The organism is Methylomarinum vadi (genome assembly GCF_000733935.1).
In the GTDB taxonomy this organism is placed as follows: Bacteria; Pseudomonadota; Gammaproteobacteria; order Methylococcales; family Methylomonadaceae; genus Methylomarinum; species Methylomarinum vadi.
On record NZ_JPON01000001.1, the window covers coordinates 313,049 to 327,565 of the forward strand.

A 14,517-nucleotide genomic window follows, 5' to 3' on the forward strand; every position below is an offset into this window, starting at 1 on the left:
TGAGTCATGCAAGTTAGTGAAGCCTGGTTAAGAGAACTGGTCAACCCGTCCGTTACCACTGATGAATTGGTGGAGCAGTTGACCATGGCCGGCCTGGAAGTCGATTCAGTGGAGCCTGCAGCGGCCAAATTCAGTCATGTTGTTGTCGCGCAAGTGGTGTCGATGGTTCAGCACCCGAATGCCGATAAATTAAAAGTCTGCCAAGTTAATGTCGGCGAAGCGGAGCCGATACAAATAGTTTGTGGTGCCAGTAATGTTCGCGAAGGATTGAAAATACCGGCCGCTTTGATTGGCGCCGTTCTGCCCGGCGATTTCAAGATTAAGAAATCCAAATTACGCGGCGAGTTGTCGTTTGGCATGCTTTGTTCGGAAAAGGAATTGGGACTTGCCGATGACGCCAGTGGCCTAATGGAGTTGCCTGATGATGCGCCAGTGGGCACGGATATCCGCGAATACCTGGCTTTAGATGATTCGTTGATTGAAGTCGATCTGACTCCTAACCGCGCCGATTGTTTAAGTGTGGAGGGTATTGCACGTGAACTGGCTGTTTTGAATAAAATGAATTGGGCACCGGTACAGGTTGCGGAAGTCAAGATTGCTCACGAGGATGTGTTGAATGTCGAGGTGGGAGCACCGCAAGATTGCCCGCGTTATTTGGGGCGGTTGATCAAGAACGTCAATCCGCAAGCGGAAACGCCGATGTGGATGCAGGAAAAATTGCGCCGCTCCGGCATAAGAAGTCTTGGCCCCTTGGTGGATGTAACCAACTATGTGTTGGTGGAATTGGGACAACCGCTGCACGCCTTCGATGCGGCCAAATTAAATGGCGGAATCGTAGTCAGAAAAAGCCGCCGGAATGAAGAGCTGAAGTTGTTGAACGAGCAAACCATTAAGTTGGATGGGGAGGCGCTAGTCATCGCCGACCAACACCAAGCGTTGGCTTTAGCAGGGGTCATGGGTGGAGAAAGTTCCGCGGTAAGTGATGATACTCGAGACATTTTTCTGGAATGCGCATTCTTCAGTCCTACCAGCATCGCAGGAAAGGCGCGCCAGTTCGGGCTGCATACCGACTCTTCCCACCGTTTTGAGCGCGGCGTCGATTTTACCTTGCAACAACGGGCAATCGATCGGGCGACGCAATTAATCATCGAAATTAGCGGCGGTGAGGCGGGCGCTATCACCGAAGTCAGTCATTATGAGCATCTGCCGCAACGGGCCCCGGTTGAACTGAGACGTGAGCGTATCGGGAAAATTCTCGGTTTAGCAATTGCCGATGACGAAGTCGTTGCGATCTTTCGTGGTCTCGGCATGCAGGTGGCGACGATTGTCGATGGCTGGGAAATCACGCCACCGGGTTGCCGCTTCGATATCGCGATCGAAGCCGACTTGATAGAGGAAATCGCGCGGATCTATGGGTATAACAATCTGCCGAATAGCAGTTTGTTGATGCGTACCGAATTGGGCAAGGCGCCTGAGGCTTTACTGCCCCTGGATAGAGCCAAGAACTTATTGGTGGATCGCGGTTACCAGGAAGCCATTACCTATAGCTTTGTTGACGAGGACATCCAGCAGATGCTGGCTCCGAACGACGAAGTCATCCGCCTGCAAAACCCGATTTCATCCGAATTGTCGGTGATGCGTACCACCTTGTGGTGTGGTCTACTGAATGCGGCGCTTTACAATACCAAGCGCCAGCAAAACCGGGTCAGATTGTTTGAAAGCGGTCTGCGTTTTATAAGACACAACGGCGAGACATTGCAGCAGCCGATGTTGGCCGGTTTGGCCTTGGGTGGCGTTCATGCCGAGCAATGGGCCGAAAAAACACGTAAGATCGATTTCTTCGATGTGAAAGCCGATCTCGAGGCTTTGTTTTCTTTGAGCGGAAGTAGGGTTGCTTTTAAGGCGGAAAAGCATTCGGCCTTGCATCCAGGCCAGTCGGCGCAACTGTTTAACGATGCGGGTGAGGCGCTCGGCTGGCTGGGCATGCTGCATCCGACTTTGGAAAAACAATTGGGATTCGACAGTCAGGTTTTCTTATTCGAACTGGAACTAAATAAAGTATTGGAAAAACGCGTTCCGGTATTCAAATCGCTGTCGCGCTTTCCGTCGGTCAGACGCGATTTGGCGGTTACCGTCGCGAATAAGGTTACGGCAGCTGAAATTATTGCTTGTATTGAGAATTGTAGGGAACAGGCGATACAATCCGTGCGTATTTTCGATGTTTATCGTGGCGCCGGAGTGGAAGACGGTTATAAAAGCGTTGCACTGAGTCTCACATTGCAAGATTTTTCACAAACACTCACGGATTCTGAAATTGATGCTATATTTAACAACGTATTGCATGCATTAATGACAGAATTAAGTGCAAAATTGAGGGACTGATTGAATGGCATTAACGAAAGCCGACTTTGCTGAAAGACTATTTGACGAACTTGGTTTGAATAAACGCGAAGCCAAGGAGATGGTCGAGCTTTTTTTCGAGGAGATCAAAGGGTCGCTGGAAAAAGGCGAACAGGTTAAAATATCCGGTTTCGGCAAATTCGAACTGCGTGACAAAAGCAGTCGTCCAGGGCGTAACCCTAAGACCGGTGAAGAGATTCCCATTACGGCTCGCCGTGTGGTAACATTCAGATCAGGTCAAAAATTAAAAGCCAGAGTGGAATCCTATGCTGGAACCCAGTAATAACAATGAATTGCCGGCGATACCGGCAAAACGCTATTTCACCATCGGTGAGGTCAGTGAACTGTGCGGCGTCAAGCCGCATGTGCTGCGTTATTGGGAGCAGGAATTTTCCGAGCTAAAGCCGGTCAAGCGGCGAGGCAATCGCCGTTATTATCAGCGTCATGATGTGTTGATGATCCGCCAGATCCGTTCGCTACTCTACGAACAAGGTTATACTATCGGCGGTGCCCGCGCACATCTGGCCAGCGATGGCGCCAAAGAAGATTCCATGCGCACCAAACAATTAGTTCACCAAATGATCGGCGAACTGGAAGATATCTTGGAACTTTTAAAGTAACATTTTTCCGGCATTTATGTTATTATTTGCCGGGTTGAAATTCCCGGATCGATTCTTTGATCCGTTCTCCTATGAAAAAGCAATTCAACCTCGGGGCGTAGCGCAGCTTGGTAGCGCACTATACTGGGGGTGTAGGGGTCGTGGGTTCGAATCCCGCCGTCCCGACCAATAAAATCAATTGGTTATAGAGGTTGAATCCTGGATTTTTTAGCCAAATTTCATTGTGGCTAAAAATCTGGCTAAAAACAGAATCAGGGTAGGGGCTGAGAATTTGCTTTTTCCCTGCCGGCAATCATTGCTAGTCAGGTGTTAATAATTATCCTGACTTCTCCCCGTTCCGCTCCCTCGCTATCTGGCTACGCCAACTTCATAGCCCAACTAAGCACCCTAATCCCGTTTACCGTTCAACCACGCGCCTGACGGGGCTTTGTGATGCCCGGGCATGCCGGGAGGGGTATCGGCTATTATTTACCAAATGCAAACAATCGTTTCTCTAGCTGGATTTCGTGTCAACATGCCGTAAGACTCTATATTCATAGCATACAGGCCGGCATGGTTCTTGACATGTATGCTGTTTACTACTAATTAACAATCAATTAGGCTCCGGCAAGGTAAACGCCTTGTATAGAGGCCACGCTCGGCCTGTATAACAGGTCTCCGTTCGGTGTTGCGCTTCCTCCAGGCACAAAAAAACCGGCGCTGCGGCCGGTTCGTTTGGTCGAATAGAAGGATAGTGCTTATCGATCACCCTCTATACAGGAGTTTAGGCCGTCGATAGCCTCTTGCAGTAATTTCTCATTGCTATACTTATCCAGGTCTCCCGTGAGACAGTTGACGGCGCCAGCCAAATAGCGATCCAGCTCACTGAAAAAGCCTACCATTTGACCACGCAAAGCATCATGTTCTGGTGAATCGTTGCCTTCACTATCGAACATATCCATCGCTATCGTCTGTAAGGATCCGCCGCCATCGCCACAACCGTACTCTCTAAGATGCTTTAAGTAGATCAAGGCAAGAGCGTTACCAGTTTTGCAGCCACCAGAATAGCCACCTGTTTTCGGAACATTCCAAAAAGAAATGCCGCTCTTTCCTGGCTGGGTATCCACGAATGGCAAACGGTGAACCGGGACTTCTTTACCGTTCTTGAAATTCAATTCTGTTGTTGTATGGATGGTTGTTTGAGTAGCCATGATGTCCTCCTTTTAGTTTTCTTCGACAAAATTTCGCCCTACACATGGGCGACCAGGAGGGTCGAAACGGCCCAAAAGAAACCGCTCTGCCTATTTCCCGAAGGTGTTGTATTCGACAGAACTCCCGGTCATAACGATGGCTTGGATTTGTGCCATAGCAAAATCAATCACTTTCTTGCTGGCACAAAAAAACCGCAAAACTAACGGGTGCGGATGTCCGCTTTTGGGGAGGTTTCGACGCCTCTTAATGCAATCCTAGTCATCATAAACCGACCTGTCAACCAATTCCACAATTGGTTATTTTAGGGTGGTTTTTAGGAGCTTTTTATCGCACCCGCTAATAAAGAATCCTTTACTCTAATTCGATGTGAATTTATTTCACTTCGCCTACACTATAAAAGCATCGATCACTTAACTCTAACCACAAAGACATGGTTTACAGGATAAGACCTTTAAAACCCGAGGCGGAACTCCCGTTACTGACGATCAGCTTGACCGACTGGGTATTGATGGAAGTCGGCGGATCGCAAGAAGAATTGAACAATATCCTCTCCGACAAAGACAGACTGAAGAGTTTCCAGAATCGATATACCTACGCACGTCGATTAAAAGAGCAATACTCACAAATGCCGTCTTACAGGAAAGCGATTCAGCGGGACGGGGACGAATTTTTTCTGAGATTAGCCGCAACCTATCGGGGGGATTAGATAAGTCGTTTGATTGTAACGGATAAATTGACTGCCATTAAAAAATGGCCTTAATTATCCATCATAAGGTTTAAACCACCGGCTTTAGCCGGTCAGCTTTAGCTGCGATAATTTGCCCAAGGAGGTGGCGATGGACTATAGATACGGCAGCCATACGGTTTACCAAATTGAGTATCATTTTGTTTGGGTTACGAAGTATCGTTATAAAGTGCTGAAGGATGAAATAGCCGAACGAGTGAGAGACTTGGTGCGGCAGACATGCGAAGCCTTTGAGATACGGATTATCAAAGGTGTCGTGAGCAAAGATCATGTGCACATTTTGGTGAGTGCGCCGCCGACTATGGCCCCAAGCGAAATCATGAGGCGAATCAAGGGACGAACTTCGAGCTATCTGTTCGAAGAGTTCCCGCACTTGAAAAAGCGATATTGGGGTCGACATTTTTGGGCCCGCGGTTATTTTTGCGCCACAGTGGGGCAAATGACTGATGAGATGATAAAGCAATATTTGGAGCATCACTTTGAACCTAATCCAAACGATAATTTCAAGATGGAGCCCGACTAAGACGCGTCGTTTAGTCGACGCGTATCCGGACTTTCAGTCCGTTATTGGAACCCACCCGCTTGAGCGGGTGGTTGTTTAGTTTGCTTGCTCAGCTAAATCCAACTTCATAGTACAGCATTTATGTTTGAATTAACGACAGGCAAAACAATTGCTCTTTTATCGCTGGTATTGATTATCGCACTCTATTACCAGCCGATGTCGTTAGATTTAGGTGAGGATGTTTTGTCATTCTATGCTATTTTTCTTTACGCATTTTTACCAGCCTTTAGTTACCAATTAAACAAACTTATTCAATCACTGACAATACCCATATGTATAGGCACAGCGCTTATGTTAGGTGTTATCTGGTTTGTAGCCATTGAGTCTTTTTTTCCGAAATATGCTCTGTTATTTGCCTCCACAGTGGCTTGCGGTAATTATTTGCTACTGAGATTAAAGTAAGTGAAATGCCACAATTTTGTATTTTAAATAACACAGTTTAATTAAATGCGCCGAAATTTCATGTTTCAATCCGGTTTTACACTGGTCGAATTATTGGTGGTTTTATTAATCATTACCGCCATGACCAAAATAGCCCTTGAATATACTAAAGACTTTGCATTTCAGGGGCGTTACGAAGTCACTAAAGACCGCTACGAAAAAATCAAACGCGCCATCATCGGCCGCCCGGATGTACTGATTAACGGACAGCCGGACATATCGGGTTTTGTGGCCGATATGGGGAGGTTGCCTAGGAATTTACAGGAATTGTTGGTGCAGAATTATTGCAGCGACGACTACCGTATTTCTGACAATACACCCGACGCTACAGGTATTACCGGCGCAACGGGAGCAACCCCAGAAGAATGGTGTACTTCCGAAACAGATACACCCGGGGGAGTATGGCTCAGTGCAAGTTGCAATGACCCAACCAAAACAACACTGGCCACATGCGGAGCATCTGATTGGTCAGATTGGAATGGTCCTTATATAACAAGTAAAAAACCAGACTATAAACCCAATGCAATTTCCGATGGCTGGGGCAATGAAGCAACCGGTTTAACCGACCATAATTATGGTTGGGCATTTTGTTTAAGCGACAATCCGGATATAGAGACTCCCAGCACTTGCTATAGTCCCACTAACACTGGTGTTGGAACGAGTCGCTTGGCACTTCAAAGCAAAGGGAAAAACAGCTCTATCAATAGTATCGATTCAGAGTACGATGCTGACTATCCTACCGACCCGATATTGCTAAATAATGGTGATTGGATGGTTCCCTTGCAAAATATAACTATTAATATGCAAGCTCCAGTTCAGCACCTTTATAACTGCTCAACAAACGGAGTTGCAGAAAATGCCTGTAAAAATACGGCTAACTGGAATTGGTTTGGCAAGCCAGAATGTAGAGACGGAAGTAATGCTTTAACTTCTCATGTTACCCCATCCACTTGCATAGCCGCGGGAAACACATGGTACTGGTTTACTGGATGGCCAGCAGGTCTCTCCTTTTGTGCTGGTGGCACTTCAATAGGTAACGAAATTGACTCTACTACATGTTCGTCAGTTTCCGGACACTGGATTACAGACGGCCTATGTAGTGGAGGCACAGGAAATGAAACAACCTTATCTGAATGCTTGAGTGTTTCAGGCATATGGCGAAGAGGTTGGTGTCGAGGTGGCTCAGCTTCTGGAAATGAAGCAGACTCTGCCTCTTGTGCTTCTGTTTCTGGAACTTGGTATACGGAGTGGCCTTTGAATGGTTCCAAATGTTCCAATCCTTATTATTTAAATCAAACTGATTGCGAATCTGCCGGTCATTCTTGGATTGTTCCTTTTTGCACTAATCCAGCTCAATCGACCAAAGCATTATGTACTGGGGCTAATGAAAGCTGGGTAATTTCCTTTTGTTCTGTTTCAGGAATATCCACGACTGATGACTCAACTTTTACTGAAGCGAATTGCGATACTTCCGGAGGTGTATGGGGAGGTTGCATCGGCGATACAAATTCAAAAAATTTTTGCGACTCAAATGGAGGACGATGGATTGCATCTACACAAGATATCGACTTGGTATTAGTTCATGAAGATGGCACCGATACTGTGACTGTTACTGCTACCATTGAAGAAAATGGATATAACCAGAATGTTGTTTTTTATCCGGCCACAAGTTTCCCTCAAGGGTTAGCTGATATAAATATTTACAAATCGGGAACAACTAACATTTATCCTCCTTCATGTTCAGGATTGGACGTTGATACAATCGCAGATGCTTTTCCTTCCGACTGCGAAAGTATAGGTGGAACCTTGTTGAGTAACGGTTTATGTGATGATGTAACAATAATCGATTGTAGAGCTACAAATGGGCATTTATTGAGGCAGACGTCAAAAGCATTAATTGTACCTAACAGTAACAATTTGGTGATTAACTGGTAGGAATAATCCTGATCAGATATTTCCTAATGCACTTTTGTAAACAATGAGATTATTTGACAGACTAGCCCGATAAGTGGGATCGGATCGTCCTGAAAAGGGACTACATTATTTTGTGAAAAAAACATGCAACAAAGAAACGATCAACTAGGCATGACCCTTATCGAATTGACAGTGGTTCTGTTAATCTTAATCGCTTTGGCCGGTTTAGCGATTCCCTATCTCGGAGGAACTAGCAAAAAGGCCTTATGCGAAGCGACGGATGCTTCCATGGCGAATATTAAGAAAGCCATTATGAATGGTTATTATCTGGACACCTTAGGAAAATTTCCTCAAAACTTGTCCGGTCTCACTGTGGAGGCTTCCCCCGAATACAGTCTTCATTACTTGTTTTCTTCTCGAAGCCTTGGGGTAGATGGGATTCCAAATAATGCAGATGATCGAGTCCATAAAGCTTTCGATCCGGATAGCGCAATTGGTTGGCGCAGCGGCGGGTATTTACAAAATGGCTTTGTTTTAGAAAGTGACTTAACGACTGGCAATTTCAATGACACAGCTTACACGGCAAAATTTCTTGCTGGTCACCATTTTATTTCCGATGCCTGGGGTAGACCTATTGTGCTTCAAGTTGTAAACAAGACGGATTGCTCCAACGAGTGGGGAATTGTTACCACTGAAGATTTTTGCGCACGCCTCGTTTCAGCCGGTTACCTAGGAGGCATGGGTTTGACAAACGGCACGATAGACACTCGAATCCAAGATGATGCATCGACAACCACCGTTCAGGAACAACATCGTCAGAATGACGACCGTTTGCTGTATTTGAATGTGCCGACGCCACCGGATGACATTAATATTTCTTGTGATGATTATTAATGTGCCCGATTTTCGATGGTTTTCCGTATTTTAGACAGCTATTTAGTTAAAGTACATTGTTCAGATTGAGCAATAAAACCGGCACAGAGCCGGTTTTATATTGATCACTTTCCAAAATTCAATACAATCTCATCAGTTCGTCATCTCCCAAAGGAAGAGGAGCATACCCTAGCTTTTTTAGCCGCTGTTGAATCTTGTTGATAACACCAACCTTATCCTCCTGGCTTAAATCTGAATCGGCCAATTTTTCCAAGGCAAGAACCGCCTCGTCATGCGCTTGAGTTTCCGCGATTCGTCCCGTATTCGGATTAATTGCAATCGGTTCCTCTCCCACAACAACCTTATTGCCAAGACCATCGTCTTCATAAATTTTCCGTAATTTGACAATTGGCTGATTCAATTCCTTTTGTTTTAACTGGTTATTCGTATTTTTCAGATTTACCAAATCATCCAGTTTGAGGCTTTCCAGGACAAAATTCGCCTTCTTGCTCGCCGCCTCGTTATCGAGCTCCATTGCTTTAAGCGCTTGGTCGTTTTCCGTATTACGCTGTTTTATCGCCGATTTAACTTGATTATTCCTTGCGACCGCTGGCAGCATCGAGGCAATAGCCATATTCAACCCTGCGATACCGCCAAAGGCACCGCGCGGAATGTTTTTAGCGTTTATACCGGTTTGCTGGAGCAAAGGATTTGTAATGGCCGCTCCTGAATCATTATTCAAGTAATCGGATGCTCTGCCTTGGTTAACGTTTATCCGCAATCCTCTGGGCATCGCTAAAGAGGGTGTTACTTCTTTCTGGAGCGGTTTTTGAACCGTCTGCTTAGCGCTCGGCGAGACCGCCGAGAAAGGAATGGAACCATTAATGCCGACCGGCTTGGTTTCACCGGGCTTAGGTGTCGGCAAAGTGTCTTTGTTTTTAACCAAACTATAACCGAGCGGATTACCATCTTTTTCCGCCTTGTGTAAATAGTCAATCAATTGTTTTGATTTATCGTCCCACTTTCTACCGAAAAGCACTCCAGCCGTTTTACCGAGGGCCCGAATTTGAAAATCCCGAATGGGATTTGCAATTTCTGTCAGCCCCTCAATTGACTTAAATGCGAGATCCCCGCCAGCTCCAACAAGCCCGCCTTCGTCAAACGAGTTTTTTACGTCACGCCCAATTTCGCCAAGGCGATTATTTACAGCTTCACCGTATTGTCCAAGCTCTGATTCACGCAGATTATCAAACAATGATTTTGGTTTTTTTTGAGAATATAAAGGCATATTTGTTACCTGTCTGGTTGATATGCCCTCTTGAGCATGGGTTTAAAAATTATGGAATTTACGTTCAAGGACAAGCCGGTTTCTGTTTCTCTGCCAAAAACTCTTGGTGCTGCCTAGCCTCTTCCTGTTTTCGTTTTTTGAACTCTGCGTTAAGCCGCCTATTTCGCGCGTAATTGCTTTCCCGGTTTTCAGAAGGCGTAGGTGCATCCACATTGGCTTTCGTTTCCTGTGGCGCTTGTACTTCGCCATGTGGCCGGATTGCGCCGATAGGTAAGCCGGTTAATTCCTCCAGACGTTCACCAAGGCGGCTTGTTGACCGGGCGAATACTTCAACCTCCTGACCATCGATCTCAACAAACAAATGATGCAGGCAATTTTCCGCTACCCGGTCGATCACTCGGCGATAATGTAGGAAGTCGCTAGATGCTGCGCCAAGGGTTCCCCAGTGTTCGGGATAAAGCCGGTTGGCTATACTAGGATTAACAACCAGTATTCCAGTAGCCAATAGGCTTTGTTGTGCATAAGTTTTGATTTTTAAATCTGACATGATTTTATTTTTTCCTGGCTTTCGCCGTTAAAAGCACTCATGCGCTTGGTTTAGTTAAATTATCCGTAATAAGCGTCTATGGCGCTTAAATCGAAACCTCCTTCCATTGGAGGGCGTCGTGAGCTATGATCATTTCTGGTGTATGACTTGAGAAGAAAGCGGTGTAACCTGTTTGGCTAAGATCTCGCCAGATCAACCACCAAACGAGAAGGAAACACCACCATGGTACATAGTAATGTCATCAACCTGAATAAGCTAGAGCAAAATGATCCGTTGCAAGAAGTGTTGCGAGACGGTGCCCGTAAAATGCTGGAGGTAGCGATTGAAGCGGAAGTAAAAGCCTTTATTGATCAGCATAGCGGGCTGAAGACCGACGAAGGTAAGGCAGCGGTCGTTAGAAATGGTTATTTGCCTGAACGTTCAATTCAAACAGGGCTGGGTGATATTGAAGTCAAAGTCCCGAAGGTTCGGGATCGATCCGGTTCGGGGATCAAGTTTAACAGTCGCTTGGTGCCGCCATATTTGAAGCGAAGCAAGAACATCGAGGAATTTCTGCCTTGGCTGTATTTGCGAGGAATCTCGACGGGAGATTTCCCGGAGACCTTAAAACACCTATTGGGATCGGACGCTCCTGGCTTATCCGCTGCGACGATCAGTCGGCTCAAGCAGGATTGGGAGCATCACTATCGGGACTGGACGCGTCGGGACCTGAGTAATAAACGATATGTGTATGTCTGGGCCGATGGTATTTACAGCAACGTCAGAATGGATGATCGACTCTGTCTACTAGTCATCATTGGTTCCGATGAAACGGGGCGCAAAGAACTCATCGCCTTAGTCGATGGCTACCGGGAATCGGCTGCGAGCTGGGAAGAGGTGTTGATGGATTTAAGGCAGCGTGGCCTCTCTACGGACCCGAAATTAGCGATTGGAGATGGCGCTCTCGGTTTCTGGAAAGCCGTCGCTAAGCTTTGGCCGCAGACCGACCAGCAACGCTGTTGGGTGCATAAGACAGCCAATGTACTGGAGAAATTGCCCAAAGCCATGCAACCCAAGGTTAAAGAGGCGTTGCACAATATCTGGCAAGCCGAGACGCGGGAGGCGGCCTATCAAGCCTTTGATCACTGCCTCGAACGGTTTAGTCCGAAATACCCGAAGGCCATGGAATGCTTGGCAAAAGACAAAGCCTCGATGTTGGCATTTTATGATTATCCTGCTGAAAACTGGCAGCATATTCGAACGACCAACCCGATCGAGTCCGTCTTTGCTACGGTGAGATTGAGAACGACTAAGACCAAGAATTGCGGCAGCCGGATAACCACGTTGGCGATGGCGTTTAAACTGATCGAAACAGCCCAGAGAAGATGGTTTCGGCTTAGGGGCTATAAACATTTAGCCGATGTGATTACCGGCGTGAAATTCGTCGACGGTATTAAACAAACGGGAGATCAAAAACAGGACGCCGCTTGATTCTCTTCTATACACCAGATTTGACAATAGCTCGGGCGTCGTAAAACCCCAATTTCTTTGATTTACCACTGGAAACCGGCCGTATTTTCCACGGTCGGCGAAGTTGGCAAGTCAGTAGTGTAACTCAGCCAAATGTCGACCATTCGGTCAAACGAGCTCATAAACCGGCTAAGCCAATGATATAAAGCACGAAAAAGAGCTGCCACTAAGGCGCGGCTCAGATTGTAAGCCATGGCGTGCAAGGCGAACTCTACTTTGACACCCGCCAAACCTTTACGGCGAAAGCGATTCAAACCTTGGCGACCGCGTAGCTGACTGAAGACGGGCTCCACCATGGCCTGCCGCTGTCGATAGCGTTGCCGAGGTTCGGGCTGGTCCATTTTCAGGCGCAGGGCTTCTTTTTGTGTATCGCTGTCATAGCGTTTGAGGGTGCGACCACTCTCGCTACGCGTGCATTGGGATTTCAGCGGGCAGTCTGAACAGGCATCGCAGGCGTAGACGGTATAAGCGCGGCCACTTTTACCGCCTTTGCAGGTGTGACGGCGAGTCAAGCGTTGTTGCCCCGGACAGCGATAGGTGTCGTCGTCGGCCTGATAAATAAAGCGGCTTTTGGGGATTTGTTTGTTGGATTGTTTGTTCCAATCGTCTCCTTCACTTTGGCCTTCCGGACAAAGCAATTCGATGTTGTGTTGCTCAGCAGTATCCAAGACGCCATTGCTGAAATAGCCAGCATCGAACAGAGCTGTTTCGACGCCTCCCATGGCTTGGGCGCGATCCAGTAAGCCCGGCACCACCTCGGTTTCGCTGGAAGGATGAACGTCGCAAGCCACGATCACTCGATTGTCGTTCGCCAATACCGACGGTTTATAACTGCCGCGAAAGTCTTTGGAGTTCTTTTGCGGCTGTAATACCGCCTCCGGCTCGTTGCTTTGTACTTGGGTCTTGGCCGGATCTTTGCCTTTGGCGGCTTGTTTTTGCTGGCGAGACTTTAGCTCGGCTTGGGCTTGTTCCAATAGGTTCAACCGCTTGCTTGCCGCTGCATCGTCGGGTTTGGCTTGCGCGGCTTCCTGCGCTTGCGCCAAGGCTTGCTTGAGCGCTTCTTCCTTCATCAATTGAAACCGGGAGGACATGGCTTCGATCACGGTACCGTCGCCCGCCAACGTCGTCGTGCCTGAGCCTGTGACTTTCAAAGTACGACGCGCCAGTTGATCGAAAAATTCGGTCGTCAATGATTCGGCATGCTGATGGACGAAACGGCCAATGACTGAGTGATCCGGCATGATACCGCCACTTAGCCACCAACACCCCACATCGGCTCGAGCTAAACGCTCCAAGTCGCGCAGGCTGCTGATGCCTTGTAACAGGCCGTAGAGAATAATCCCCACCATCGCACGTGGCGCATACGGCGGACGCCCGCCGGGCCGATAACGGGCTTCGAACTCGGCGAAGGATAGCGATTGCAGGAAGGGGCGCAATTTCAACGGGATGGTTAAGCCGGCGTGCTCCAGATGTTCGCCGAGCGGTTTACCGTTGATCGATAAGCCGCGCGGGTCGGGCGCTTCAAAACGGGCCATCGGTTCGCTCGAGATCGATTGAGCGATCAACTCAGGTAACGGTTCAACCTCGCATTCATCGAATAGCGAATATTGCTTGGCGCTATACAATGTCCTGACGGGTCTAATGTTCACTTCGGCTGCCATTGATCTATTTCTAATAGGTTTGGATAGGGTTATTTTACCGTATGTAGCTGGTTGGGGGGCTTTTACGACAGCCTCCATTGGCGGGGGATTCTTGCGAAGGAAATCAGCCCGACCTTTGCGAAGCTGTTTCAACTGAATTCTTCGCTTTTGTCGATTCATACCAGCCGCCTTCATAAATGCGACTTCCATCAATGTCGATGTTTTATCCAGTTCGGCCAAAAGATTCATCGATCTTTGGAACCGGGTTCCCTGGGTCAGTCGGTTATGGGTTTCGCGGTCGATCATCGCGCTTTTGCCGTCTTGTGAAATTTCAATCATGGAGATTCCTGCTTTGTGGTTAGTGAATTGAATTCGGTAATAGGGCCGAGTGAACGTTCGGAGCGTTATAGGAAACCAGTCTGTAATTTCCAGGGATCTGTTTCCAGGAATCGGAATTGATATGGAAGGTGATTGTTTGTGATTTTTTCATATTGAGAATTTCCAATCGGCTACTGTTTCTGTTTTCTTCATTCCGGCATATCGGGCGGGTGATTCTGTCTTGATAAAATCCGCCGCCCTATAGGGGCGGATTTATATATTTATATATAAGACTACTTGGGGCCTAACCCGGCACTATAAAAATCAATAGCTTACGTGTAACCCGGCAAAGTCGGCACGAACACGGGGGGCTTAACAAAATCAATAACTTGCAGACCTACTCGGCAGAATTTTGGGAAGTCGTCACACTGACTGCCCCATGTTGCTTGCCGAGTTGCCCCGTGTTCTA

At 47.3% G+C, this 14,517-nt stretch carries 13 protein-coding genes and 1 tRNA gene; 10 read left to right on the top strand and 4 right to left on the bottom strand.

Annotation, left to right across the window (positions count from 1 at the left end; genetic code table 11):
* The first annotated feature begins 6 nt into the window (after window positions 1-6).
* The 4 genes from pheT (at window position 7) to EP25_RS0101670 (ending at window position 3,188) form a co-directional block, all read left to right on the top strand.
* Window positions 7-2,382, top strand: a complete 2,376-nt coding sequence (gene pheT, locus EP25_RS0101655) for a phenylalanine--tRNA ligase subunit beta (RefSeq protein WP_031432303.1) — start codon at window positions 7-9, stop codon at window positions 2,380-2,382.
* Window positions 2,383-2,386: 4 nt separating this feature from the next.
* Window positions 2,387-2,683: an integration host factor subunit alpha gene (gene ihfA, locus EP25_RS0101660; protein ID WP_031432304.1), complete on the top strand. Its 297-nt coding sequence runs from the start codon at window positions 2,387-2,389 to the stop codon at window positions 2,681-2,683.
* A complete protein-coding gene (locus tag EP25_RS0101665) occupies window positions 2,667-3,020 on the top strand; it encodes a MerR family transcriptional regulator (protein WP_031432305.1) in 354 nt (117 codons plus the stop codon). Before ihfA ends, EP25_RS0101665 begins: the two co-directional genes overlap by 17 nt.
* A gap of 91 nt (window positions 3,021-3,111) precedes the next feature.
* A tRNA-Pro gene (locus EP25_RS0101670) sits at window positions 3,112-3,188 on the top strand.
* A 569-nt stretch (window positions 3,189-3,757) separates the two neighbouring features.
* Here the strand turns inward: EP25_RS0101670 and EP25_RS0101675 are convergent.
* The gene (locus EP25_RS0101675) at window positions 3,758-4,210 is read right to left on the bottom strand and encodes a hypothetical protein (protein WP_031432306.1); all 453 of its coding nucleotides are present in this window, start codon (window positions 4,208-4,210) and stop codon (window positions 3,758-3,760) included.
* Between the two features lie 431 nt (window positions 4,211-4,641).
* Between EP25_RS0101675 and EP25_RS23735 the strand changes: the two genes are divergently transcribed.
* The 5 genes from EP25_RS23735 (at window position 4,642) to EP25_RS0101710 (ending at window position 8,767) form a co-directional block, all read left to right on the top strand.
* Window positions 4,642-4,917, top strand: a complete 276-nt coding sequence (locus tag EP25_RS23735; RefSeq protein ID WP_031432307.1) for a hypothetical protein — start codon at window positions 4,642-4,644, stop codon at window positions 4,915-4,917.
* A 130-nt stretch (window positions 4,918-5,047) separates the two neighbouring features.
* Window positions 5,048-5,479, top strand: a complete 432-nt coding sequence (gene tnpA, locus EP25_RS0101685) for an IS200/IS605 family transposase (RefSeq protein ID WP_031432165.1) — start codon at window positions 5,048-5,050, stop codon at window positions 5,477-5,479.
* A gap of 120 nt (window positions 5,480-5,599) precedes the next feature.
* Window positions 5,600-5,920, top strand: coding sequence for a hypothetical protein (locus EP25_RS0101690; RefSeq protein WP_031432308.1), 321 nt, complete (start codon window positions 5,600-5,602; stop codon window positions 5,918-5,920).
* A 60-nt stretch (window positions 5,921-5,980) separates the two neighbouring features.
* Window positions 5,981-7,894, top strand: coding sequence for a prepilin-type N-terminal cleavage/methylation domain-containing protein (locus EP25_RS22795; protein WP_235185801.1), 1,914 nt, complete (start codon window positions 5,981-5,983; stop codon window positions 7,892-7,894).
* Window positions 7,895-8,017: 123 nt separating this feature from the next.
* A complete protein-coding gene (locus tag EP25_RS0101710; RefSeq protein WP_031432310.1) occupies window positions 8,018-8,767 on the top strand; it encodes a hypothetical protein in 750 nt (249 codons plus the stop codon).
* 118 nt (window positions 8,768-8,885) lie between these two features.
* Here EP25_RS0101710 and EP25_RS0101715 read toward each other — a convergent pair whose 3' ends face one another.
* Entirely contained in the window at window positions 8,886-10,034 is a 1,149-nt protein-coding gene (locus EP25_RS0101715) for a hypothetical protein (RefSeq protein ID WP_031432311.1), read from the bottom strand.
* Window positions 10,035-10,098: 64 nt separating this feature from the next.
* Window positions 10,099-10,581: a hypothetical protein gene (locus tag EP25_RS0101720; protein WP_031432312.1), complete on the bottom strand. Its 483-nt coding sequence runs from the start codon at window positions 10,579-10,581 to the stop codon at window positions 10,099-10,101.
* 222 nt (window positions 10,582-10,803) lie between these two features.
* Here EP25_RS0101720 and EP25_RS0101725 point away from each other — a divergent pair, with 222 nt between their 5' ends.
* Window positions 10,804-12,051, top strand: a complete 1,248-nt coding sequence (locus EP25_RS0101725; RefSeq protein ID WP_031432313.1) for an IS256 family transposase — start codon at window positions 10,804-10,806, stop codon at window positions 12,049-12,051.
* Between the two features lie 62 nt (window positions 12,052-12,113).
* Here the strand turns inward: EP25_RS0101725 and EP25_RS0101730 are convergent, their stop codons facing one another.
* Entirely contained in the window at window positions 12,114-13,751 is a 1,638-nt protein-coding gene (locus EP25_RS0101730; protein WP_051906322.1) for an IS1182 family transposase, read from the bottom strand.
* Window positions 13,752-14,517 lie beyond the last annotated feature (766 nt).